Annotated in this window: 21 protein-coding genes; 14 read left to right on the top strand and 7 right to left on the bottom strand. The window is 71.0% G+C overall.

Features of this window, described 5'->3' with window-relative positions:
* Positions 1–171: 171 nt before the first annotated feature.
* Positions 172–438: a hypothetical protein gene (locus tag AB0N06_RS22635; RefSeq protein ID WP_366136487.1), complete on the bottom strand. Its 267-nt coding sequence runs from the start codon at positions 436–438 to the stop codon at positions 172–174.
* Here AB0N06_RS22635 and AB0N06_RS22630 point away from each other — a divergent pair.
* The 5 genes from AB0N06_RS22630 to AB0N06_RS22610 all read left to right on the top strand — a co-directional run bounded on the left by AB0N06_RS22630 (position 428) and on the right by AB0N06_RS22610 (position 4496).
* On the top strand, positions 428–1426 hold the full coding sequence (locus tag AB0N06_RS22630; protein ID WP_366136486.1) for an MBL fold metallo-hydrolase: 999 nt from the start codon (positions 428–430) through the stop codon (positions 1424–1426). The genes AB0N06_RS22635 and AB0N06_RS22630 overlap by 11 nt on opposite strands.
* A 366-nt stretch (positions 1427–1792) precedes the next feature.
* Entirely contained in the window at positions 1793–2191 is a 399-nt protein-coding gene (sepF, locus tag AB0N06_RS22625) for a cell division protein SepF (protein WP_366136485.1), read from the top strand.
* 7 nt (positions 2192–2198) lie between these two features.
* Positions 2199–3491, top strand: a complete 1293-nt coding sequence (locus AB0N06_RS22620) for an ATP-binding protein (RefSeq protein ID WP_366136484.1) — start codon at positions 2199–2201, stop codon at positions 3489–3491.
* Positions 3488–3847: a nucleotide pyrophosphohydrolase gene (locus AB0N06_RS22615; protein WP_366136483.1), complete on the top strand. Its 360-nt coding sequence runs from the start codon at positions 3488–3490 to the stop codon at positions 3845–3847. The genes AB0N06_RS22620 and AB0N06_RS22615 overlap by 4 nt, the downstream gene beginning before the upstream one ends.
* Positions 3848–3971: 124 nt before the next feature.
* On the top strand, positions 3972–4496 hold the full coding sequence (locus AB0N06_RS22610; protein ID WP_366136482.1) for a DUF6099 family protein: 525 nt from the start codon (positions 3972–3974) through the stop codon (positions 4494–4496).
* 140 nt (positions 4497–4636) lie between these two features.
* On the opposite strand, the gene AB0N06_RS22605 is transcribed toward AB0N06_RS22610, so the two are convergent.
* A complete protein-coding gene (locus AB0N06_RS22605; protein ID WP_366136481.1) occupies positions 4637–7174 on the bottom strand; it encodes an FG-GAP-like repeat-containing protein in 2538 nt (845 codons plus the stop codon).
* A 252-nt stretch (positions 7175–7426) separates the two neighbouring features.
* On the opposite strand from AB0N06_RS22605, the gene AB0N06_RS22600 reads away from it, so the two are divergent.
* Entirely contained in the window at positions 7427–7801 is a 375-nt protein-coding gene (locus tag AB0N06_RS22600) for a hypothetical protein (RefSeq protein WP_366136480.1), read from the top strand.
* Positions 7802–8006: 205 nt separating this feature from the next.
* Here AB0N06_RS22600 and AB0N06_RS22595 read toward each other — a convergent pair whose 3' ends face one another.
* A complete protein-coding gene (locus tag AB0N06_RS22595; protein ID WP_366136479.1) occupies positions 8007–8930 on the bottom strand; it encodes an LLM class F420-dependent oxidoreductase in 924 nt (307 codons plus the stop codon).
* 316 nt (positions 8931–9246) lie between these two features.
* Here AB0N06_RS22595 and mmuM point away from each other — a divergent pair, with 316 nt between their 5' ends.
* The 6 genes from mmuM to AB0N06_RS22565 all read left to right on the top strand — a co-directional run bounded on the left by mmuM (position 9247) and on the right by AB0N06_RS22565 (position 18449).
* The gene (gene mmuM / locus AB0N06_RS22590; protein ID WP_366136477.1) at positions 9247–10224 is read left to right on the top strand and encodes a homocysteine S-methyltransferase; all 978 of its coding nucleotides are present in this window, start codon (positions 9247–9249) and stop codon (positions 10222–10224) included.
* A gap of 53 nt (positions 10225–10277) precedes the next feature.
* On the top strand, positions 10278–11756 hold the full coding sequence (locus AB0N06_RS22585; RefSeq protein WP_366136475.1) for a 3' terminal RNA ribose 2'-O-methyltransferase Hen1: 1479 nt from the start codon (positions 10278–10280) through the stop codon (positions 11754–11756).
* The gene (locus tag AB0N06_RS22580) at positions 11753–14320 is read left to right on the top strand and encodes a polynucleotide kinase-phosphatase (RefSeq protein WP_366136474.1); all 2568 of its coding nucleotides are present in this window, start codon (positions 11753–11755) and stop codon (positions 14318–14320) included. Before AB0N06_RS22585 ends, AB0N06_RS22580 begins: the two co-directional genes overlap by 4 nt.
* Positions 14321–14430: 110 nt before the next feature.
* Positions 14431–15663, top strand: a complete 1233-nt coding sequence (locus tag AB0N06_RS22575) for an arginine deiminase (protein ID WP_366136473.1) — start codon at positions 14431–14433, stop codon at positions 15661–15663.
* A gap of 132 nt (positions 15664–15795) precedes the next feature.
* Positions 15796–16800 carry an ornithine carbamoyltransferase gene (argF, locus tag AB0N06_RS22570; RefSeq protein WP_366136472.1) on the top strand — a complete coding sequence of 335 codons (1005 nt, stop codon included), beginning with the start codon at positions 15796–15798 and terminating at the stop codon, positions 16798–16800.
* A gap of 209 nt (positions 16801–17009) precedes the next feature.
* Positions 17010–18449 carry an amino acid permease gene (locus AB0N06_RS22565; protein WP_366136471.1) on the top strand — a complete coding sequence of 480 codons (1440 nt, stop codon included), beginning with the start codon at positions 17010–17012 and terminating at the stop codon, positions 18447–18449.
* A gap of 69 nt (positions 18450–18518) precedes the next feature.
* Here the strand turns inward: AB0N06_RS22565 and AB0N06_RS22560 are convergent, their stop codons facing one another.
* Positions 18519–18956 (bottom strand): ATP-binding protein, encoded by a 438-nt coding sequence (locus tag AB0N06_RS22560; protein ID WP_366136470.1) that lies wholly within the window; start codon positions 18954–18956, stop codon positions 18519–18521.
* 225 nt (positions 18957–19181) lie between these two features.
* Between AB0N06_RS22560 and AB0N06_RS22555 the strand changes: the two genes are divergently transcribed.
* Positions 19182–20009 (top strand): enoyl-CoA hydratase family protein, encoded by an 828-nt coding sequence (locus AB0N06_RS22555; RefSeq protein ID WP_366136469.1) that lies wholly within the window; start codon positions 19182–19184, stop codon positions 20007–20009.
* Positions 20010–20013: 4 nt separating this feature from the next.
* Positions 20014–22296: a bifunctional salicylyl-CoA 5-hydroxylase/oxidoreductase gene (locus tag AB0N06_RS22550; RefSeq protein WP_366136468.1), complete on the top strand. Its 2283-nt coding sequence runs from the start codon at positions 20014–20016 to the stop codon at positions 22294–22296.
* On the opposite strand, the gene AB0N06_RS22545 is transcribed toward AB0N06_RS22550, so the two are convergent.
* From AB0N06_RS22545 to AB0N06_RS22535, 3 genes are read right to left on the bottom strand one after another with little or no spacing between them, the layout of a single operon-like run.
* Positions 22283–22420: a hypothetical protein gene (locus tag AB0N06_RS22545; RefSeq protein ID WP_366136467.1), complete on the bottom strand. Its 138-nt coding sequence runs from the start codon at positions 22418–22420 to the stop codon at positions 22283–22285. The genes AB0N06_RS22550 and AB0N06_RS22545 overlap by 14 nt on opposite strands.
* Positions 22417–23253 carry a GNAT family N-acetyltransferase gene (locus AB0N06_RS22540; protein ID WP_366136466.1) on the bottom strand — a complete coding sequence of 279 codons (837 nt, stop codon included), beginning with the start codon at positions 23251–23253 and terminating at the stop codon, positions 22417–22419. The genes AB0N06_RS22545 and AB0N06_RS22540 overlap by 4 nt, the downstream gene beginning before the upstream one ends.
* Positions 23254–23312: 59 nt before the next feature.
* Positions 23313–24125, bottom strand: coding sequence for a PaaX family transcriptional regulator C-terminal domain-containing protein (locus tag AB0N06_RS22535; protein ID WP_366136465.1), 813 nt, complete (start codon positions 24123–24125; stop codon positions 23313–23315).
* Position 24126 lies beyond the last annotated feature (1 nt).

The following is a 24126-nucleotide window of genomic DNA, read 5'->3' as shown; positions in this document are numbered from 1 at the left end:
TTCGTCAGGCTGCGGGACGAGCGCCGGATCGACGACGAGATGCTGCGGAACCTGCTGCGGCGGCTGGACCTGGAGGAGGCGGCGGCCTACCGGCACCCGGCCGGAAGCTGTGAGGACCTCCGGTGACAGTGCTGTCAGGCACCGTCGCCGGAGGTCCCTCCGTGTCTGTTTTCAGTCATTCTCGGTGGGTAATCGGCCCTTTCCTGTTTGGCGGCCGCTCGATCGGTCATGGCCGCGAAGCGTGACGCCGTCGGGTGAAATGAGGCTGAACGTCCGGAAGATGTCGTACGGCGGTGAGGCGGCCCGGTCCCGTACCGTCACCGTCGCACCGCAATCGGCGCGAGCGGACAGTGGTTTTGCGCCAAACAGATCTCTCGGTGGCCGCGTTCGAACGCGATGCCGGATCGCGGTCGGCATAATCGCGTCCATGTCGATCACGGGCGGAGACTTCGTCGAACTGGGCCGGGACCTCTACGCGTGGCTCCCGCCCAAACGGGGCTGGGGCCTCGCAAACTGCGGTCTCCTGACGTCATCGCGTGGCGCGATCTGGATCGACACCCCGTACGATCCCGTGCTCGCCGGCCAGTTCCTGGCGGAGTCCACGAAGCGGCTGTCCGACGGCGCCGCCATCGACCGGGTGATCGTCACCCACGCCAACGGGGACCACTTCTGGGGCGCGGGCGTACTGCCGGACGCGGAGATCATCGCGACCCGCGAGGCCCGGGAACACATTCACTACGAACCCACCCCGAAGCAGCAGCACGCCCTCGTCCAGGGCAGCGATCCGGCCACCGCGCTCGGTGAGTACCTCAAGCGCCACTTCGGCCCGTTCGACTGGTCACGGACGGAACCCGTGCAGCCGACCACCTACTTCACCGGCGAGCTCGAACTGACCCTGGGGGAGTACCCGGTCCAGGTGACGGCCCTGCCCCCCGCCCACACCACGGGCGACCTCATCGTCCACCTGCCCGCCCAGCGCACCGTGTTCAGCGGCGACGTCATCTTCGCCGCCACCCCGGAGCAGCCGGGCGACCACCCGGTGCACTGGGCGGGGCCCCTCTCCCAGGTGATCGCCGCCTGCGAACAGGTGCTCGCCACCGGTGCCGAGACCATCGTCCCGGGCCACGGTCCGGTCCTCGACCCGGCGGGCGTGCGCGCACACATCGGCTACCTCGAGTACGTACGGGAACGTGCCCATGCCCTCCACGCGGCCGGGGTGCCCGCCCTGGAGGCGGCCCGCCGGGTGATCGCCGAGGGACGCCACCCCGAACTCGGCCTGGCCGAACGCCTCGTGGTGACGATCGGCAGCGAGTACCGGCACCTCGACGGCTCCGAACTGCCCAGTGTGCTTCAGGTGATGACCGATGTCGCCGTCGTCGCACGAGAGGTGGAGCAGTCCCGTGGGGCGGCAGACCTCGAGGGATGACACCCGGATCTCCTCCCGCCCGGGCGGGTCCGGCCCGACCACAGGAATACGGTGACGGCCTGGCATGGATCGTGGCGTTGATTGCCGTCGTCACCGCCGTGGTGACCGTGCTCCGCTCCCAGAACGCTGCCCGGGCGAACTGATGTGGCGACCCGGTCCGTTCCACCGCGCGCTGGTGCATCTCCCGGTCCGTTTCACCCCGCTCGACGTGACCGGCGACGCGGCGCTTTCGGCACCGAAGAAGGTGTCGATCAGCCGCTGACCCGTGTCGGTGGTACGCCGAACGGGTGAGGGGCGCGAGAATTGCCCGATGAACAGCGAGTGCAGCCGGCGCAACGCCGACCGAAGCGCAGACGGGGTGGTCCGGTGAGCAGGTACGACAGGTACGACGTCACGGACGAGCAGTGGGAGGGTCTGGCGCAGGTCGTACCGCTGCGCAGCCGCAACGAATGGCCGTCGCGGGTCGACCACCGCGCGGTCCCCGACGACCACGAGACCGCCGAACAGCGCCGCATGGTCGTGCTGCGCGTGCAGGTCTTCGCGGACGCGCGCGAGGTGGCCGAGTATCTGGTCGCACAGATTCCCGTGCTGCTCGATCTGACCAGTGCCGAGACCGATGTGGCCAAGCGGATCCTGGACTTCACCAGCGGTGTGGTCTTCGGGCTCGGCAGCGGAATGCACCGCGTCGACCGGAACGTGTTTCTTCTGTCGCCGGTCGGCATCGAGGTCGAGGGGGTCACGGCGGCGGGCGTCCCCCGATCGTAGGAAGGTCGTGCGGGCGGAACGGTTCGCCGGTCGCCGGCGTGCGTACGGTCCGCTCATGACTGCACGCAGCCCGGAAAACCCGCGGGCGACCCCAGGGGCATCAGCCGCCCGAGAAGTCCGAACCGAGGCTGTCCGAACCGAGGCTGTCCGAACCGAGCCTCCCCGAACCGGGGCGGCCCGTTCCGCCGGCCCCGTCGTCACCGAACTGCGGCTCTCCGCCTTCGCCTCGCACCGTGGCGCCGTCCTTCCGGTGGGCCCGCTCACTCTGTTCACCGGGGCCGGTGGCAGTGGCAAGTCCAGCGCGCTGCGGGCGTACGAGGCACTGGCCCGGCTGGGAGCGGGGGACCCGCTCGACGAGGTGTTCCCGGATCCGGCGGCGTACGTGCCCGAACGGACCGGTCCCGACGCCCAGGGCCGCCGAGGCTTCCGGATCGGCTGCACGGCGACCGGCCCGGCAGGGCCGGTCCGGCTCGACGTCGCCGTGCAGGCCGAGCCCTCCCTGCGGATCGTCGGTGAACGGCTGACCGGCGGCGGCGAGAAGCTGCTGACCACCGCGCTGCGCGACCCCCGGGGCTCGACGGTCCAGGCGGCCTGGCACACGGCCGGCGCCGTCCCGGTGACCCGGGCGCCGCTGCCGGACGACGTGCTCGGCACGGCGCTGCTGCCGCTGCGGGTCGCAGGCACGACCGAGGGACAGTTACGGGTCCTCGCCGCCGCCGAACAGATGGTCGTGGCCCTGCGGTCCGTCTTCGTGTGCGAACCGCAGCCGCAGCGGATGCGGGCGCCGGTGCCCAGCGGGGAGGGCCGGCTGCGCCGGGACTGCGACAACCTCGCGGCGGTACTGGAACGGACACACACCCAGTGCGGACAGCGGCATGCCCGGCTGGTCGCGGCGGCCGCTGCCGGATGCGCGGGGACGGTGAGGGGGCTGGGCGTCGAGCGGCTCCCGGACGGATTGCTGCGCGCCGTGGTGCAGCGCGACGGCGGGCACCTCACCCCGGTCGGGCGGCTCGGCGACGGCGAGTTGAGGTATCTGGCGCTCGCCCTGGTCCTGCTCACCGGCCCCGGCGTGCTCGCCATGGACGCCGTGGCAGAGGTGCCGTCGGCCATGCAGACGCTCACCGTTCTGGCCGACGGGCTCGACCGGGACCTGGACGGACGACAGGTGGCGGAACTGCTGGCCCTGGCCGCGTCGGTCGGCTCGACCGGGCACCTCAGGCTGGTGGGGGCGGCCGCGGGGGCGGCCGCCGCACGGGCCCGCGGGACGGCTGGTGCGACGGTGGTAGACCTGGGACCGTGAACGGACTCGATGTACAGACACTGCAGCGACGGCTCGCCGCGTTCGCGGCCGCCCGTGACTGGGAGCAATACCACACCCCGAAGAACCTCGCGGCGGCGCTCAGCGTCGAGGCGTCCGAACTGGTCGAGATCTTCCAGTGGCTGACGCCGGAGCAGTCCGCGCGGGTGATGGAGAAGCCCGAGACGGCGCATCGGGTGGCGGACGAAGTCGCGGATGTGCTCGCGTATCTGCTGCAGTTCTGCGAGGTGCTGGGCATCGATGCGCTGGCGGCGCTGGCGGATAAGATCGACAGGAACGAGGCACGCTTCCCGGTTCCGAAGCCCCCAGAGTCTCAAGATCGTCACTCTTCGGAGTGATCGACTTCTTCACAATCAACTTCGTGTCCACAGATTTCCGAAATCCCCTGGCTTTTCGATACCTCTCCCCTCACTGTGGGTAATGGATGAGGTGAGCGGGTTTTCGTTCGGACGGGGGCGACGCATGGAAGCGGAGCGGCTCATAGAGGTAAGCCGGCGGGCCCTGGCGCAGAGCCGGGGCGCGCCGTCCATCATGGCGGAGGCGTGGCAGGTCCAGGCGCTCGCCCAGGCGATCGGCGAGCGGCTGGCGGCCCACGGGCCGAAGGTGCTGCGGGGCGAGGCACGGCGGCTCGGCGAGATCGGGGGAAGTGGCGGCGTGGCGCCGGACCATCCGGTGGTGCGGACCGGCGCGGCGCGGGCCGCGCAGCTTGCCGAGATCGCCGATCCCCGGGCTGCCCTGACCGGTCTTGGTGCGCTGCTGGGGGAGATGGGGATGGCTCTCGTCGCGGTGGCCTGTGACACCGGCGAGGAGAGCCTCTACTGGCAGTGCATCGAGGCGATCGACGCGGCCGACGAGGCGCTGGACCGGGTGCACGGGATGCTCCGGCTCCTCGCCGAGCAGGACCGCGAGCAGGGCCGGCAGCGGGAGCGGGACGGTGCGTACGGTGCGGTGCGTGGACCGGCGGGCTCGGCGGCGGGCCCGCCGTGACAGCACGGGTCTGGCCCCGAACCGCTCTGGGTTGCACCAGCACAGGAAGCTTTGACCTTTGAACGGCACAACGCAACGGGTGGGCACGGTACATGCCGCGCCCACCCATTGAGCCGGACTGTCAGTCGGCACCCTGGTGCTCAGTGCGTCAGGTTCGCTCCCAGGCGGACGCCGGTCGCGGTGCCGAGTTGGGTCTTGCCGTAGTTGACGGACGTCGACACGCCCAGACCGGTGCTGTTGCTCGGGATGTAGAGGAGCGCGCCGTTGCCCGTGTCTTCGCCCTCGGCGCCGATGACCAGGTCGGCGTGGCCGTAGCCGGACAGGTCGGTCAGGGAAACCGCGGAGCCGAGCTTGTCGTCGGTCTCGGTGGATCCGGGGATGCCGGAGGTGTCCTGCGAGACGGCGATGGCGCCGGTGCCGGAGAGGCCGGCGGAGGTGCCCTTGAGAAGCAGGGCCGTACCCGCGTTGGAGCGGTTGATACCGCTGCGAGTGATGTCCTCGTTCGGGACACCGGCCAGGACATCGGCGTAGCCGTCGTTGTTGTAGTCGCCGACGGAGACCGAGGCGCCCATCGCGTCGCCGGACTCGGCAGCGCCCGGCACACCGGACGTGGCCTGGGAGATGCTCGTGGTGCCGGTGGAGGACAGGCCCGTCCCCGCGGTGCCGTAGACCGCGGTGACCTCGCCGCCGGCGGTCGCACCGGACTCGGTGGTGGAGGGCCGGCCGATGACGACATCGGCGACGCCGTTGCCGTTGATGTCGCCCGCGGCGATGGAGCGTCCGCCCTTCACGGACAGGACGCCCACCTTGGTGAGCCCGCCCGACCCGCCCTTGAACCAGACGACGCGGCCGACGCCGGTGCTGTCGCGGTAGTTGAGCGCGACGTCCGCGTACCCGTCGGCGTTGAAGTCGCCGGACGCGGCGTCCTCGTAGGCGAGCGACCCGGTGGCGGCGGTCAGGGTGCCGTATTGGGTGGCGGCACCGGTGAGGTGTGTGTTCCAGGTGCCGCCGTTGCCGGTGCCTGCGGCGAAGACGTCGGCCTTGCCGTCGGCGTTGAAGTCGCCGGTGGTGACTGCGGCTCCCCGCCTGGCCCCGGCGGCAGTGACACCCGCCGTGGTGAACGTGGATCCGGTGCTGAGGCCCGGGCCGTTGAGGACGGTGACTGCGCCCCGGTCGGCGTGACCGGAGGTGTCGTCCTCGCCGGGCGCGCCGACGACGAGGTCGGCGTAGCCATCGCCGTTGACGTCACCCATGGCGGTGGCGGTGCCCCACTGGTCCCCGGACTCGCCCGTGCCGGGCACGCCGGTGCTGGACTGCGACATCAGTTTCCTGGCTGCGGAGTTGGGACCTGTCAGAGCACCCGGGACCACGGCGACCTGGCCGCCACTGGAGCCCTTCGGCAGGCCCGCGACGAGGTCGCTCACTCCGTCGCGGCCCAGGTCGGCGGTGGCGGGGGAGGCGGAGGCAGTCGGCGTGGTGGCCAGGCTGCGCAGGGCCGGGAGCTGGTCGTGCAGGTTGCCGCCGGGGCAGGCGGTGCTCATGAGGTCCTGGTGACTGGTGATGCGCTCGGCGGTGACCTGCTGGCCCGCGGTGTAACGGCCGTTGTCGAATTCGGCGGTCAGCGTGGTCGTGGATTGCGGGTCGGCGCCGTGAAGGCCGAGTTTCCAGCCGGCGATGCGGGTGATCGCGGTCAGGGCGGCCTGCGACGGCTTGGCGGTCTCCATGTTGCCCAGCAGCGAGATGCCGACCGTGTCGGGGTTGAAGCCCAGAGTGTGGCGGGCCTTGACCGGCAGGCCGACACCGCCCTTGCTGCCTTCGAAGATCTGGCCGCACTTGTCGACGACGAAGTTGTAGCCGATGTCGCCCCAGCCCTGCGTCTTGACGTGGTACGCCTGGATGGAGCGGAGCATCGCGGCGGACTGGGCGCAGCTGTAGGTGTTGTTGCCGGCCTCATGGTGGACGACGACCGCTTTGACCGTGGGGCTGTAGACGGTCGGGCACTGCACCATGGACTCGTCAGCGCCCCATTGGGCGCGGGAGATGATCGCGGGCTTGGCTACCGGGCCGGTGGACGGGGTGGCCGGGGGCGCGGCAAGGCCGTTCAGGCAGCGCGGGCCGGTGACGGACGTGGGCGAAGCGGACGGTGACGGGCTGGTGGACTCGGCGGTGAACGCAGCCGGTTCGGCGTGCGCGGCGGATTCCGCCCCACCGTCGCTGGGGCCGGTGGCGCCGGGGTCGACCAGCTCCAGGCGCAGGGCGGCGGGCAGTATCCGCTTGCCGGCCACGCGCGCCTCGATGCCGTCGGACGGGCCGACCCACAGCGGCTCGGTGGTGCCGCGCAGCCCCTGACCGGAGCCGTCGCGACCCAGGTCCGGTGGCGTGTCGGCGACTTCGAGGGAACGCCAGCCGCTCCACTGACCGTCGGCGGTACTACGGTTGCGTATCTCCACCCGGGCCGCGAGCCGGGCCTTGGCCGACGGCCAGCTGATCCCGACCATCGAGAACGGATGGGTGGCGGTCTGCTGCCGTGCGCGTGCCGTGGGCGAGGAGCCCTCAAGGGCCAGGGTGTGAACCGCGGTGGGCCGGGCCTCGGTCCTCGAGTCGTGCCGGTCGGTGGTGGCGATGGCCAGGGCGGCCAGCGCCCCGGACCCGAGCACGGCCGTCGCCAGTGACGGCACCCCGATCGTCCGCCAGCGACGATGCCTCAGCCGCCGTCTGCCCGAGCCGGCTCTGGCGACTGTCGCTCTTTTCCTCGTGTTCAACTTCCGTCCCGTCCCTACTCATTCGGCCATCGTCTGCTTACCTCAGCGCATCAGGGACACCAGGTGTCACACCTGCCAGGTGCGCTGCTCAGCTGAAAGGCGAACGCCGCCAACACGAAGTTCACCGACACCAAGGCCACCGACGCCGAGTCGCACGCCACGGACTACGTGACGGACTACGTGACGGACGACCTTGGACGCCCGGTGCAGCTCACCAACGCCAAGTCGCAGGCAACAAAGCTCGCGTGGGACGCGGACAACAACGTCACGTATCTCGAGGAAGCCAACGGCGCCAAGACCGCGTACTGCTACGACCAGAAGACCGGCTACCCGCTGCGCCAGTGGGACGCGGAGACCACGAAGTCGTGGTCGTCGTTCAATCCGACCGACTACTGCAACCCGGCCACATACCCGTCCGGCGCGATGGCGTACGAGTACCAGACGCGGATCGACGGCTACGCGGCCGATCTGTGGCGCAAGACGTCGCCGCTCTGGCAGCCTTGCCGTCCGCGGCACCGTCTCCACAGGCGGCGACCAGGGTAAGGGCGGAGGCGGCGAAGGCGACCGCGGCGGCGCGGCGTATGCGCCGCCGGATTCCGGGGCGGGGGCAGCGCGAACAGCGGACTGCCCCCGCGGCCGAATACCAGCCGTCACAGGTCGGCCGGCGCACTCATCTGCAGGTTGAGGCAACGACCGTGTCGGCCGGCCGCGTCGGTCAACAGGCCCCACGACTTTCCGCCGTGGCTCGCTACGAGAGTTGCGGCATCACGTCGGACGCGATCAATTCCAAGTGGTCCAGGTCGTCAAGGTCCAGCATCTGCAGGTACATCCGCTGTGAGCCGACGGCCCGGAACGCCGAGATGCGCTCGACGACCTCCGCGGGAGACCCGGCCAGACCGTTGGCCTTGAGCTCGTCGACGTTGCGGCCGATGGCTTCCGCCCGGCGCTTCACCTCCGCGTCGGTCCTGCCGACACAGGCGACGAGGGCGTTGGAGTAGACGAGGTCGTCCGCCCTGCGCCCGCGGTCTTCAGCCGCCGCACGCACGCGCGCGAACTGCCGCTCCGTGTCGGCAAGGGACGCGAATGGAATGTTGAACTCGTCGGCGTACTGAGCGGCAAGAGCGGGTGTCTTCTTGGCTCCGTGACCGCCGATCAGGACCGGCACCCTGGCCTGCACCGGCTTGGGCAGCGCGGGGGAGTCCGAAAGCTGGTAGTACATCCCGTCGTAATTGAATCGCTCGCCGACGGGGGTGTTCCACAGCCCGGTGACGACCGCGAGCTGCTCCTCCAGGCGTCCGAACTTCTCCTTGGGAAACGGGATCCCGTAGGCCGCATGCTCTTCCGCGTACCAGCCGGAGCCGAGACCCAGTTCCACCCGTCCGCCGGACATCTGGTCGACCTGCGCAACCTGGATCGCGAGGACACCGGGGAGGCGGAAGGTTCCGGCGGTCATGAGGGTCCCGAGGCGGATCCTCGTCGTCTCGCGCGCGAGACCGGCAAGCGTGATCCAGGCGTCAGTAGGTCCTGGGAGGCCGTCCACGGCTCCCATGTGCAGATAGTGATCCGAGCGGAAGAAGGCTCCGTAGTTGAGTTCCTCGGCCGCTTTGGCGACGCGGAGCAGCGTCTCGTAGGTCGCCCCTTGCTGCGGTTCTGTGAAGACACGAAGATCCATGCGTCCATCATGCCCGTGGTGTACCCACGGGCTCGCCTTCAACCGCTGTCTCACACGCATCGCGGCGTGCGGAGGGCACGGTACTCAGGCCGTTTCTCCGCGATCACCTCGCTGCCTGGAGGAGGACCGCTACCGTGGGTCATACACACGCCTGCGCGCCCTCGTCACCGACCTGCAGGACGCCCCGGTGGCGACCGCGTCCGGCTGTCGTAGGAACCGGTCCTCCTGCGGTCCCCGGCCGACGAGGCCCGTATCGCCGCGATCGACGCACACACGTGTGCAGGCGGTCGGTCGATCCAGAGGGAAGTGAGCAGCTGTGCAACCCGCCCGCCCGCTGGCCGCCGCGCTCGCCGACGGAGTGGTCCTCCTCGACGGCGGTCTCTCCAACCAACTGGAGGCGCAGGGCTGCGACCTGTCCGACGAACTGTGGTCGGCCCGGTTGCTGGTCGACGAGCCACGGCAGATCGAGGCCGCGCACCGGGCGTATGTGCGGGCGGGTGCCCAGGTGCTCATCACCTCCGGCTACCAGGCGACGTACGAGGGGTTCGCGCGGCGGGGGATCGGCCGGGCCCGGGCGACGGAGCTCTTCGCCCGCAGCGTGGAGCTGGCCCGGCGGGCCGGTGCGGCGACGGACCGGGAGGTCTGGGTCGCGGGCTCCGTCGGCCCGTACGGGGCGATGCTCGCGGACGGCAGCGAGTACCGCGGGCGGTACGGGCTCTCGGTGCGGGAGCTGGAGCGATTCCACCGGCCCCGGATCGAGGCGCTGGCCGCCGCCGGCCCCGATGTGCTGGCGCTGGAGACGGTGCCGGACACCGACGAGGCGGAGGCGCTGCTGCGGGTGGCCGACGACTACGGGCTGCCGGTCTGGCTCTCGTACAGCGTGGCGGGGGACCGGACCCGGGCGGGGCAGCCGCTGGAGACGGCGTTCGGGATCGCCGCCGGGCACGACCGGGTGGTGGCCGTGGGGGTGAACTGCTGCGATCCGGCGGACGCGGACCGGGCGGTGGTGACGGCGGCCGAGGTGACCGGGAAGCCGGTCGTCGTCTACCCGAACAGCGGGGAGCGGTGGGACGCCGAGGGCCGGGGGTGGACCGGCGGTGCCACGTTCGACCCCCGCCGGGTGCGGGGCTGGCAGGAGGCCGGTGCCCGGCTGGTCGGCGGCTGCTGCCGGGTCGGTCCCGGACCGATCGCGGAACTGGCCGGGCTGATTGCGTCGGGACGGACGGCGCGGGGGTCGGGGAGCGGGTCGGCGCCTGGCACGGACCGTGGGACGGGAGGGGCGACAGAACCATAGACACGACGAAAATGCCTGGTGGGGGGCGAGTGATCCAGACCATACTCGGACGTGTGTTCCTGACCATCAGTACGACCGGCACCCCTGAGCGCCCCGCGACCGACCTCGGCTTCCTGCTGCACAAGCATCCCGAGAAGGCGCAGGCGTTCTCCACCTCCCACGGCACCGCGCATGTCTTCTATCCCGAGGCATCCGCCGAGCGCTGCACGGCCGCCCTGCTGCTGCAGGTGGATCCCGTGGCGCTGGTGCGCAAGGGCAAGGGCAAGGGCCGCGGCGGCGCACCCGACGCGGCGCTCGCGCAGTACGTCAACGACCGGCCGTACGCGGCGTCCTCGCTGCTCTCCGTCGCGATGAGCACCGTCTTCAAGTCCGCTCTGAACGGTGTGTGCCGGGCCCTGCCCGAGCGCGCGGCGGCGCCCCTGCCGCTCAGGATCGAGGTGCCCGCGCTCCCGGCGCGCGGTGGCGCGGAGCTCGTGACGAAGCTCTTCGGTCCGCTCGGCTGGACGAGCGTGGACGCGGTGGCCGTACCGCTGGACGAGCAGTTCCCGGAGTGGGGCGACTCGCGGTACGTACGACTGGTGCTGGAAGGCGAGTTGCGGCTCGCGGACGCGCTGCGGCAGCTGTACGTCCTGCTGCCGGTGCTCGACGACGCCAAGCACTACTGGGTCGCGCCCGACGAGGTGGACAAGCTGCTGCGGGCCGGTGACGGCTGGCTGGCCGACCACCCGGAGCAGAAGCTGATCACCAGCCGCTATCTCTCCCGGCGCTGGGGGCTGACCCGGCAGGCGATGGAACGGCTCGAACTGGTGCGGCTCGCCGAGCTGGACGACCTGGCGGTGGAGTCCGTCGACAACGCCGTGGACGAGACGACGGACACCGAGGAGAAGCCGGTCCCGCTCGCCGAGCAGCGGCGCGAAGCGATCCTGGAGGCGCTGCGGGCCGCCGGGGCGAGCCGGGTGCTGGACCTTGGCTGCGGACAGGGACAGTTGGTTCAGGCGCTGCTGAAGGACGTGCGCTTCACGGAGATCGTCGGCGTCGACGTCTCGATGCGTGCCCTGACCATCGCCTCGCGCCGGCTGAAGCTGGACCGGATGGGCGAGCGGCAGGCCGGCCGCGTCACGCTGCGGCAGGGCTCGCTCACGTACACCGACAAGCAGCTGGGCGGGTATGACGCGGCCGTGCTCAGCGAGGTCATCGAGCACCTCGACCTGCCGAGGCTGCCCGCGCTGGAGTACGCGGTGTTCGGCTCGGCCCGGCCGCAGACGGTGCTCGTGACGACGCCGAACGTGGAGTACAACGTCCGCTGGGAGAGCCTCCCCGCCGGGCACGTGCGCCACGGCGACCACCGCTTCGAATGGACCAGGGCCGAGTTCCGGGGCTGGGCGCAGGAAGTGGCGCAGCGGCACGGATACCGAGTCGGCTTCGTGCCGGTGGGCCCCGACGACCCCGAGGTGGGGCCGCCCACACAGCTGGCCGTGTTCACGAAGACCGCCGAGGACGACACGAAGAAGAAGGAGGCGAAGGCAGCATGACCGACAACGACACCGAGAAGAGCACCGACGTGCACCGCACGCTGCCGGTGACCGACCTCTCCCTCGTCGTGCTCATCGGGGCCAGCGGTTCCGGCAAGTCCACGTTCGCGCGCAAGCACTTCAAGCCCACCGAGGTCATCTCCTCGGACTTCTGCCGCGGCCTCGTCGCCGACGACGAGAACGACCAGAGCGCGAGCGGTGACGCCTTCGACGTCCTGCACTACATCGCGGGCAAGCGGCTCGCCGCCGGACGGCTGACCGTCGTCGACGCCACCAACGTCCAGGCCGAGAGCCGCAGGCAGCTGGTGCAGCTGGCCCGGACCCACGACGTGCTGCCCATCGCGATCGTCCTCGACCTGCCCGAAGAGGTCTGCCAGGCGCGCAACGCCACCCGGCCCGACCGCGCCGACATGCCCCGCCACGTCGTCCAGCGCCACCGCCGCGAGCTGCGCCGCTCGCTGCGCGGCCTGGAGCGCGAAGGGTTCCGCAAGGTGCACATCCTGCGCACCGAGGAGGAGGTCGACCACGCCGACGTGGTGCTGGAGCGCCGCTACAACGACCTGCGTCATCTCACCGGGCCGTTCGACATCATCGGGGACATCCACGGCTGCAGCTCGGAGCTGGAGACCCTGCTCGGCAAGCTCGGTTACGTCGACGGCGCGCACCCGGAAGGGCGCACGGCGGTCTTCGTCGGCGACCTCGTGGACCGCGGCCCCGACAGCCCCGGCGTGCTGCGGCGCGTCATGTCCATGGTCGCGGCGGGGAACGCCCTGTGCGTGCCGGGGAACCACGAGAACAAGCTCGGCCGCTACCTCAAGGGCCGCCAGGTCCAGCACACCCATGGGCTCGCCGAGACCATCGAGCAGCTGGACCGTGAGGACGCCAGGGACCCGGCCTTCCGCGAGCAGGTACGGGAGTTCATCGACGGGCTCGTCAGCCACTACGTGCTGGACGACGGGAAGCTGGTCGTCTGCCACGCCGGGCTGCCCGAGAAGTACCACGGGCGCACGTCCGGACGGGTCCGCTCGCACGCGCTGTACGGGGACACCACCGGCGAGACCGACGAGTTCGGCCTGCCGGTGCGCTACCCGTGGGCGGAGGACTACCGCGGCCGCGCCGCCGTGGTCTACGGCCACACCCCCGTGCCCAGCACCTCCTGGGTCAACAACACCCTCTGCCTGGACACGGGCGCGGTCTTCGGCGGGAAGATGACGGCGCTGCGCTGGCCGGAGCGCGAACTCGTCGACGTACCGGCCGAGAAGGTCTGGTACGAGCCCGCGAAACCGCTCGTCACCGAGGCTCCCGGGGGCCGCGAGGGGCGCCCGCTCGACCTGGCCGATGTGCAGGGCCGACGGATCGTGGAGACCCGGCACATGGGCCGCATCTCGGTGCGCGAGGAGAACGCCGCGGCGGCGCTCGAAGTGATGAGCCGGTTCGCCGTCGACCCGCGGCTGCTCGGCTACCTCCCGCCGACGATGGCGCCCACCGCGACCTCCCACGAGGAGGGCTTCCTGGAGCACCCTGCCGAAGCCTTCGCGCAGTACCGGGCCGACGGGGTCGCCCAGGTCGTGTGCGAGGAGAAGCACATGGGCTCGCGGGCGGTGGCCCTGGTCTGCCGTGACGCGGACGCGGCCCGCGAGCGGTTCGGGGTCGAGGGCCCGACCGGAGCGCTGCACACCCGCACCGGACGGCCGTTCCTCGACGACGCCGCCGTGACCGAGGAGATCCTCGGCAGACTGCGCACGGCCGTCGCCGCCGCCGGACTCTGGGAGGAGTGGGACACCGACTGGGTGCTGCTCGACGCCGAGCTGATGCCCTGGTCCCTCAAGGCGGGCGGGCTGCTGCGCTCGCAGTACGCGGCGGTCGGCGCCGCGTCCGGTGCCGTACTCCCCGAGGTCGACGCGGCACTCGCGGCAGCGGCGGCCCGCGGGGTGGACGTCGCCGACCTGGCCGCCCGCCAGCAGGACCGGACGGCCGACGCCGCGGCGTTCACCGAGGCCTACCGGCGCTACTGCTGGCCCACCGAAGGCCTGGACGGGGTGCGGATCGCCCCCTTCCAGATCCTCGCCGTTCAGGGGCGCTCACTGGCCTCCGTACCGCATGACGAGCAGCTGGCCTGGGTGGACCGGCTGGTGGAGCACGACCCCACCGGCCTGCTCCAGGTCACCCGTCGGCTCGTCGTGGACACCGGCGACGAGGCGTCGGTCCGTGCCGGCATCGACTGGTGGCTGGAGATGACCGGCCGCGGTGGCGAAGGCATGGTCGTCAAACCCCTTGCCGCGCTCGTGCGGGACGAGAAGGGCAGGCTGGTCCAGCCGGGCATCAAGGTGCGCGGCCGGGAGTACCTCCGGATCATCTACGGCCCCGAGTACACGCGTCCGGAAAATCTGGAGCGGCTGCGCTCCCGGTTCCTGGGCCACAAGCGGTCGCTGGCGCTCCGTGAGTACGCACTGGGTCTCGAGGCCCTGGACCGGCTGGCCGAGGGCGAGCCGCTGTGGCGGGTCCACGAGACGGTGTTCGCGGTGCTCGCCCTGGAGTCGGAGCCCGTCGACCCGAGGCTCTGACCGCAGCCGGACCGCCCCGGAACGCGATGCCGGACCCGGCAGCGGATTCGGCGGCGAACTCGGTGGCGATTCGCCGGGTGAACGGCGCTCCGCGCGGTGAGGATGGAGGCATGGGATTCCATGTCGACTCCGAGGCCGGGCGGCTGCGCCGCGTCATCCTGCACCGCCCCGATCTGGAACTGAAGCGGCTCACCCCCAGCAACAAGGAATCGCTCCTCTTCGACGACGTGCTGTGGGTGCGCCGCGCCCGGCAGGAGCACGACGGCTTCGCGGACGTCCTGCGCGACCGCGGGGTGGAGGTGCACCTCTTCGGCGATCTGCTGCGCGAGTCCCTGGACATCCCCGTGGCCAAGCGGCTCGTCCTCGACCGGGTCTTCGACGAGAAGGAGTACGGCCCGCTGGCCACCGAACACCTGCGGGCCGCCTTCGAGGAGCTGCCCACCGCCGAGCTGGCCGAGGCGCTGGTCGGCGGGATGACGAAGCGGGAGTTCCTGGAGCGGCACAGCGAGCCGACATCGGTCCGCTTCCACGTCATGGACCTGGACGACTTCCTGCTCGGTCCGCTGCCCAACCACCTCTTCACCCGGGACACCTCCGCGTGGATATACGACGGGGTGTCCATCAACGCGATGCGCTGGCCGGCCCGGCAGCGCGAGACCGTCCACTTCGAGGCGATCTACCGCCATCACCCCCTCTTCACCGGCTCCGAGGCCGGAGCCTTCCACCACTGGTCGGAGGGGCAGGACGACTATCCGTCCACCATCGAGGGCGGCGACGTCCTGGTCATCGGGCAGGGCGCCGTCCTGATCGGGATGAGCGAGCGCACCACCCCGCAGGCGGTGGAGATGCTGGCCCGCGGACTGTTCGACGCCGGTTCCGCCCGGACGATCGTGGCGCTCGACATGCCCAAGAGGCGGGCGTTCATGCACCTGGACACGGTGATGACGATGATCGACGGCGATACATTCACCCAGTACGCGGGGCTGGGCATGCTCCGCTCGTACACCATCGAGCCCGGCAGCGGACCGCGGGAGCTCAAGGTCACCGACCATCCGCCCGAGCACATGCACCGGGCCATGGCGGCGGCGCTGGGCCTGGACTCGATCCGGGTCCTCACGGCCACCCAGGACGTGCACGCGGCCGAGCGCGAGCAGTGGGACGACGGCTGCAATGTGCTGGCCGTCGAGCCGGGCGTCGTCGTCGCGTACGACCGCAACGCCACCACCAACACCTATCTGCGCAAGCAAGGCATCGAGGTCATAGAGATCCGCGGCAGCGAACTCGGCCGGGGCAGGGGCGGTCCCCGCTGCATGAGCTGTCCGGTGGTCCGCGATGCGGTGTAGGCACGGGGGAGCGCGCGACCGAACGGTACGGAGGGCGGCACGGCCACCAGTGTCTGTATAGCAATGCGTTCTCTCGTATAGACTTCCAGGGAACTGTACGCGCGACCCTCGCCCGACCCAGGAGCAGCCACCATGGCCATAGACCTCGCAGGCCGCCACTTCCTCAAGGAGCTGGACTTCACGGCCGAGGAGTTCCGCGGCCTGATCGACCTGGCCGCCGAGCTCAAGGCGGCCAAGAAGGCGGGTGCGGAGGTACAGCGGCTGCGTGGCAAGAACATCGCGCTGATCTTCGAGAAGACCTCGACCCGCACGCGCTGCGCCTTCGAGGTCGCCGCCGCCGACCAGGGTGCCTCGACCACGTACCTCGACCCCTCGGGCTCGCAGATGGGCCACAAGGAGTCGGTCAAGGACACCGCCCGCGTCCTCGGCCGGATGTTTGACGGCATCGAGTACCGCGGTGACAGTCAGGCGGCCGTCGAGGAGCTCGCGGCATACGGCGGGGTCCCCGTCTTCAACGGACTCACCGACGACTGGCACCCGACCCAGATGCTCGCCGATGTTCTCACGATGACCGAGCACAGCGACAAGCCGCTGGAGCGGATCGCCTTCGCCTACCTCGGCGACGCCCGCTTCAACATGGGCAACTCGTACCTGGTCACCGGTGCGCTGCTGGGCATGGACGTCCGGATCGTCGCCCCGAGGTCCTACTGGCCGGCCGAGGAGATCGTCGCGCAGGCCCGCAAGCTCGCCGAGGCCGGCGGTGCGACCGTCACCCTCACCGAGGACGTCGCCGAGGGCGTCCGCGGCGCCGACTTCGTCGCCACCGACGTCTGGGTCTCCATGGGTGAGCCCAAGGAGGTCTGGGCCGAGCGCATCACGGCGCTCGCGCCGTACGCCGTCACCATGGACGTCCTGAACGCCACCGGGAACGCCGATGTGAAGTTCCTGCACTGTCTCCCGGCCTACCACGACCTCGGTACCGAGGTCGCCCGCGAGATCCATGCCGCCCACGGGCTGACCGAGCTGGAAGTCACCGACGAGGTCTTCGAGTCCGCGCACTCGATCGTCTTCGACGAAGCCGAGAACCGGATGCACACCATCAAGGCCGTCCTGGTGGCGACGCTGGCCGCCGCCTGACGAGTCGCCGGCCGGGTCCTGCATGAAAATGCGCCCGATTGGGTGAACATGCGGGCAATTCGTTACAGTGGTTCCACTTGGTGGGGTTCGAGCTCGCGGGCTCGGACCCCACTGTCGTATCTGACGCGTCCCCCCACGGAGCCGGCCGGAGCCCCCACCAGCTCCGCGCGCACGCCCCCACATGCTCCACCAGAGAAGAGATCATCCCCGTGAGTCCGCTCCGCCCGCAGAGCCTGTCGCCCCGGCCGGGACTGCGCATCAAGAGCCCCAACCAGCTGGTCGCCGAATCCGGCGCCGACCTGGAGGGGCACGGCCTCAAGCGCACCATGGGGCTGTTCCAGCTCGTGTGCTTCGGCATCGGCGCCATCGTGGGAACCGGCATCTTCGTCGGCCTCTCCGACAGCGTCGCCGAGGCCGGTCCCGCCGTCGTCGTCTCCTTCGTCCTCGCCGCGATCACCTGCATCTTCACCGCGTTCTCCTTCGCCGAGCTGGGCGGCGCCATCCCGGTCTCCGGCAGCTCCTACTCCTTCGCCTACGCCACCCTCGGCGAACGCACCGCGTTCCTCGTCGGCTGGTGCCTGCTCCTGGAGTACGGCGTCTCGGTCTCCGCGGTCGCGGTCGGCTGGAGCCAGTACGTCAACGAGCTGCTGAACAGCCTCGTCGGCTGGCACCTGCCCGCCGCCCTGTCCGCCGGGCCCGGCGACGGCGGCGTGATCAACCTCCCCGCCGTCGTGGTGATCATGATGGCCGCCACCCTGCTGGTGCGCGGCGTCCGCGAGAGCGCGGGCGCCACGGCCGCGATGGCCGTCCTCAAGATCGGCATCCTGATCGCCTTCTGCGCCATCGCATTCACCGCGTTCGAGGCGGGCCACCTCTCGCCGTTCGCCACCCACGGTGTGGCCGGGATCACCTCCGGCGCCTCGCTGGCGTTCTTCTCGTACATCGGCTTCGACGCCATCACCACCGCCGGTGAAGAGGTCAAGAACCCCCGCCGGAACATCCCGATCGCGATCATGATCTGCATCGGCGTCGCCACCCTGCTCTACTGCGTGGTCGCCCTGACCGCCATCGGGGCACTCGGCGCGGACGCCGTCTCCAACAAGCCGGCCGCGCTCTCGCTGATCGTCAACCAGGTCACCGACTCGACCGTGGGCGGCGGCATCGTCGCCTTCGGTGCGGTCGTCGCCATCGCGTCCGTCGTGCTCGCGGTGATGTACGGGCAGACCCGCATCCTGATGTCGATGTCCCGCGACGGCCTGGTCCCGCGGGTCTTCGAACGCGTCTCGCCGCGGACCGCGACGCCCGTCGCCAACACCTGGATCGTCGCCGTCGTCTTTGCCGTTCCGGCGGCCTTCGCGTCCCTCGACGCGGTGGTGAACCTGACCACCATCGGCACGCTCGCCACCATGGTGGCGGTCAATGTCGCGGTGATCGCGCTGCGCCGCAGCCACCCCGGGCTGAAGCGTTCCTTCCGGGTGCCGCTCTATCCGGCCAGCCCGATCCTGGGCGTCGGCTTCTGTCTCTATCTGATGTATGGGACGGGCTGGGCGACCTGGGTGCAGTTCGCGGTCTTCCTGCTGGTCGGCGCGGCGGTGTACGCCTGCTACGGGCGACGCCGGTCGCGGCTGGCCGGTGTGGAGCGGGCCTGAGAGCGCCCGCCGGACACCCTGGGGCGTGTTTCAAAGTCCCGCCTGCCAGGCGGGACTTTGAAACACGCCCTAGTGCTGGGGCTGGTGCGACGGCAGGGTGAACCAGACCGCCTTGCCGTGCTCCGTCGTGCGATGGCCGCAGGACGAACTGAGGGTGCGGATCAGCAGCAGGCCCCGGCCGTGCTCCTGCCAGGGGTCCGGTTCGCTGCCCGGACCGGGCCGGGAGAGATCGCCCGGCGGAGCCGGGTCGCGGTCGTGGACCTCCACCTGCCAGCCGGTCTCCAGAATCTCCACCACCACCAGCTCGAGCGGATCGTCGCCGGCGGTGTGTTCCACGGCGTTGGCGACCAGTTCGGCGGTGAGGAGCTCCGCGATGTCGAGGGAGTCGTTGGAGGCGCCGATGTCCGTCAGCGCCGTACGGATCAGGGCGCGGGCGATCGGCACTGCCGCCGTCGAGTGCGGCAGTGGGATACGCCAGGAGGCGGGGATCGGTCCATCGGCGGGCACAGCAGGTTTCCGTTCCGGAGGTCACGACTTTCTGGAGCTCAAGACTTCGCGGTTTCAACCATACGAAGTGCAACGACGCAGACAAGGGGCGAGCGACCGGTACGAATGGGACTTTCGCCACGTCGCCCTCACCTCAGCCTTATTGCGTACTCGTGACGGGAGTCACGGATGAGTGATAAATTCGAGAGCAGGTAGCAGCCCGACGGCTGAAGGGGACCACCGCCCATGAGCCCGTTTCCCAGCTCCGCGCCACGCACGAAGCACTGGCGTCATCTGCGGCTGACGACGGACGACGGCGTCGCGACCGTCACCCTGGCCCGCCCCGAGAAACTCAATGCGCTCACCTTCGGCGCCTATGCCGATCTGCGCGATCTCCTTGCCGAGCTGTCCCGCGAACGCTCCGTGCGCGCCCTGGTGCTGGCCGGCGAGGGGCGGGGCTTCTGCTCCGGCGGCGACGTCGACGAGATCATCGGCGCCACCCTGGCGATGGACACCGCGCAGCTGCTCGACTTCAACCGCATGACCGGACAGGTCGTACGGGCGCTGCGCGAGTGCCCCTTCCCCGTCGTCGCAGCCGTCCACGGGGTCGCCGCGGGCGCCGGTGCCGTTCTCGCGCTGGCCGCCGACTTCCGCGTCGCAGACCCGTCCGCCCGGTTCGCCTTCCTCTTCACCCGGGTCGGACTCTCCGGCGGGGACATGGGGGCGGCGTATCTGCTGCCGCGCGTCGTCGGTCTCGGCCATGCCACCCGGCTGCTGATGCTCGGCGAGCAGGTCCGCGCCCCCGAGGCGGAACGGATCGGGCTGATCAGCGAGCTGACCGAGGAGGGGCAGGCCGACGCGCGCGCCGCGGCGCTCGCACACCGCCTCGCCGAAGGACCCGCCCTCGCCCTCGCCCAGACCAAGGCGCTGCTCACCGCCGAACTCGACATGCCGCTCGCCGCCGCCGTCGAGATGGACGCCGCCACCCAGGCGCTGCTGATGCACGGCGACGACTACGCCGAGTTCCACGCCGCGTTCACGGAGAAGCGGCCGCCGAAATGGCAGGGCAGGTAACGCGATGCGGTGCGACACGAGGCGGATCGCGGTCATCGGCGGCGGCCCCGGCGGACTCTACGCCGCGGCGCTCCTGGGGCGCCTGGACCCGGAGCGCTCCATCACCGTCTGGGAGCGCAACGCCCCGGACGACACGTTCGGTTTCGGTGTCGTCCTCTCCGACGAGACGCTCGGCGGTATCGAGCACGCCGACCCCGTGGTGTACCGGGCGCTCCAGGCCGAGTTCGTGCGGTGGGACGACATCGACATCGTCCACCGCGGCCGGACCCAGACATCCGGCGGCCACGGCTTCGCGGCGCTGGGCCGCCGACGGCTCCTGGAGATCCTGCACGAGCGCTGCCGGTCGCTGGGGGTACGGCTGCGCTTCCGCGAAGAGGCCCCGCCCGCCGCCGAACTCGCCGCGACGCACGATCTGGTGATCGCCGCCGACGGGGTGCACAGCGCCACCCGCGAGGCGTACGCCGACACCTTCCGGCCCACCCTCACCACCCACCGCAACCGCTACATCTGGCTCGCCGCCGACTTCGCCCTCGACGCCTTCCGCTTCGAGATCGCCGAGACCGAACACGGCGTGATGCAGCTGCATGCCTACCCCTTCTCGGCCGGTGCCTCCACCGTCATCGTCGAGATGCGCGAGGAGGTCTGGCGCGCGGCCGGGTTCGACACCATGGACGCCGCTGCCTCGACGGAACGCTGCGCCAAGATCTTCGCCGATGTCCTCGGCGGCCGCCCGCTGCGTTCCAACAACTCCTCCTGGCTCACCTTCCGTACCGTCGTCAACGCCCGCTGGTCGCACGCCAACACGGTCCTCATCGGCGACGCCGCCCACACCGCCCACTTCTCCATCGGCTCCGGCACGAAACTCGCCGTCGAGGACGCCCTCGCGCTCGCCGCCTGCATCGAGGAACAGCCCGACCTGCCCGCCGCCCTCTCCGCGTACGAGACCGAGCGCCGCCCCGTCGTCGAATCGACCCAGCGCGCCGCCGCGGCCAGCCTGCGCTGGTTCGAGGAGCTCGGTACCTACGTCGACCAGGCGCCCCGTCAGTTCGCCTTCAACCTCCTCACCCGCAGCCGCCGCGTCACCCACGACAACCTGCGGCTGCGTGACGCAGGCTTCACCGCGGCCGTCGAGGAGGAGTTCGGCTGCGCCCCGGACACCCCGCCGATGTTCACCCCGCTGCGGCTGCGCGGTCTCGAACTCCGCAACCGTGTCGTCGTCTCGCCGATGGACATGTACTCGGCGGTCGACGGCGTCCCCGGCGACTTCCACCTCGTCCACCTGGGCGCCCGCGCACTCGGCGGCGCCGGGCTCGTCATGACCGAGATGGTGTGCGTCAGCGCCGAAGGCCGCATCACCCCCGGCTGCGCCGGCCTCTACACCCCCGCACAGGCGGCCGCCTGGACCCGGATCACCGACTTCGTCCATACCTCGGCGCCGGGCACAGCGATCGGCATCCAGCTCGGCCACTCCGGCCGCAAGGGGTCCACCAAGCTGATGTGGGACGGCATCGACCAGCCGCTCGACGCGGGCAACTGGCCCCTGTCCGCCGCCTCCCCGATCCCGTACGCGGAAGGAGTCAACCAGGTCCCGCACGCCCTGGACCGGGCCGGACTCGAGGTCATCCGCGCCCAGTTCGCCGCAGCCGCCCGGCACGCCGTCACCTGCGACTTCGACCTGCTCGAACTCCACTGCGCGCACGGCTACCTGCTCTCCGGCTTCCTCTCGCCGCTCACCAACCGACGCACCGACGCCTACGGCGGACCGCTGTCGAACCGACTCCGCTTCCCCCTCGAAGTCTTCGACGCGGTCCGCGCCGAGTGGCCCGACGACCGGCCCATGACCGTCCGGATCTCCGCCACCGACTGGGCCGACGGCGGCACGACGGCCGAGGACGCCGTCGAGATCGCCCGCGCGTTCGTCGCGCACGGCGCCGACGCCATCGACGTCTCCACCGGCCAGGTCGTCCCCGACGAACGCCCCGAGTACGGCCGCTCGTACCAGACCCCGTACGCCGACCGGATCCGCAACACCCTGGTCGTGCCGGTCATCGCGGTCGGCGCGATCTCCTCCTGGGACGACGTCAACTCCCTGCTGCTGGCGGGCCGCGCCGACCTGTGCGCCCTGGCCCGCCCGCACCTCTACGACCCGCACTGGACCCTGCACGCGGCGGCCGACCAGGGCTATGCGGGACCGGGCGCACCCTGGCCGCTCCCGTACCGCGCGGGCAGCCGCACACCCCCGACCGGCCGCACGGACGCACCGAAGCCGCGGCTCACCCTGAGCTGAGCGCGAGATACTCCGACGTGGTGCCCGGCCGCAGTTCCCGACCGCCCTCCCCGTACTGCCGCACGCGCACCACATGCGCGGCGATCAGCCAGAGCGGCCCCCGGACCTCACCGGACTCGGTCATCTCTCCTCCGCGCCGGCGTCCTGCGCACTGATCAGCAGCCGGTCCGAGACGGGCCGGAAGCCGATCCGCTGATACACGCCGTTGCTGGTCGGATTGGCAAGGTCCGTGAACAGCAGGATCTCGGCCGCGCCCGCCTCCCGTGCCGCCCGGCTGACGTCTGCCGTCACAGCTGCCGCATAGCCGTGACCCCGGTACTCCGGCGGTGTGTACACGGTCGTGACCCGTACCGTGCCCGCGACCCGGGGTGAGACGCCCGCCATCGAGACCGGGACATCACCGACCTCCCAGAGTGTCAGCCCGCCGGACGCCGTCCGCTCGTCCACCAGCCGCTCGGCGTGGGTGCCGGGCTCGCCGACTTCTTCGGCGAAGGCGAGATGCCAGGCCAGGAGCAGTTCGCGGTCGGCGGTCGTGGCGGTCCTCGGGGCGCCCTCGGGGGCGGGGGACGGTGGGATCAGCTCGCCGAGCCGGTAGAGCCGTTGTTCCTGCTCGACGCGGTGGCCGGGCCAGCCGGCGGCCAGCGCCTCGGCGGTGGGGCGGTCCGCGTTGACGCTGGTCAGGGGGAGTGCCGCGGTCAGTGGGGCAAGGGCCTCGGGGGCGACCGTGCCCAGCAGTGGGGGGTAGGGCGGAGTCTGCACCAGGGTTCCCGCGACCTCGCCGTCCGGCCCGCGCCACCAGCCCAGCAACGGCGCGGCGTCGCCGTACGCGTGCGGGCCGCTGCGCCGCAGGGTTGCGGTGACGGTCAGTACCAGGGTGTTTTCGGCAGGGCGGGCCGCCAGCGAGGCGCCTGCCACGTCCAGGAATGCTTCGACATCATCCGTAAAGGTCCAGGTCATGGTTCATCCTGCAGGGCGCGGGGCATCGGGAGCACCTGCATTTCGGCGCCCGCGGCAGGTCATGGCCGTACGAACTGTTCTCCCGCGTCCCGCAGCCGGGCGTGCAGGAGCCCGAACACCTCCGCCGACCGCCCCCCGGGCCACTCCTTCGGCAACAACTCCTCCGGCAGGCCCGGATCGGCGTACGGCAGTTGCCGCCACGAGTCCAGGGCCGCCAGATAGTCCCGGTAGGCGGTCTCGGGATCGGGGGCGCCGGTGCGTGACTCCCAGGCCCGCAGCACCGGTTCGTGCTGCTCCAGGAAGTCCACGTGGAGCCGGGCGATCGCGTCGAGGTCCCACCAGCGCGCCACGGACTCCCGCGTCGCGGCGAAGCCGAGGTGTTCCCCGCGGAACAGGTCCACATACGGGGCGAGTTCCAGCCGCTCGAGCGTGTGCCGGGTCTCGTCGTACAGCGCGGCGGGCGCGATCCACACCCCCGGCGCCGCCGTGCCGAAGCCGAGCCGGGCCAGCCGCGAGCGCAGCAGGTGCCGCTTGTGCCGTTCCGCTTCCGGTACGGAGAAGACGGCGAGCACCCAGCCGTCCTGGAGCGGCGGCGACGGGTGGGCGTAGATCCGCCGGTCGCCGTCGTCCAGCAGTTGGCGGGCGTCGGACGACAGCGCGTACCCGGCTGCGCCACTCACCGTCCGCGCAGGGACGAGCAGCCCGCGCCGCTTCAGCCGGGAGACGGAGGAGCGTACGGACGGGGCGTCGACACCGAGGACGGACAGCAGTCGGATCAGTTCGGCCACCGGCAGCGGTGCATTGCCGGGGGCGCGACCGTACGCGCCGTAGAGGGTGACGATCAGGGATCTGGGGGTGTGCTGGTCGGCCACG

Origin of the sequence: Streptomyces sp. NPDC051020 (assembly GCF_040683105.1) — a bacterium.
GTDB lineage: Bacteria > Actinomycetota > Actinomycetes > Streptomycetales > Streptomycetaceae > Streptomyces.
Note: the sequence above shows the minus strand (reverse complement) of the source record. Positions and strands in the feature narration are given on the sequence as shown.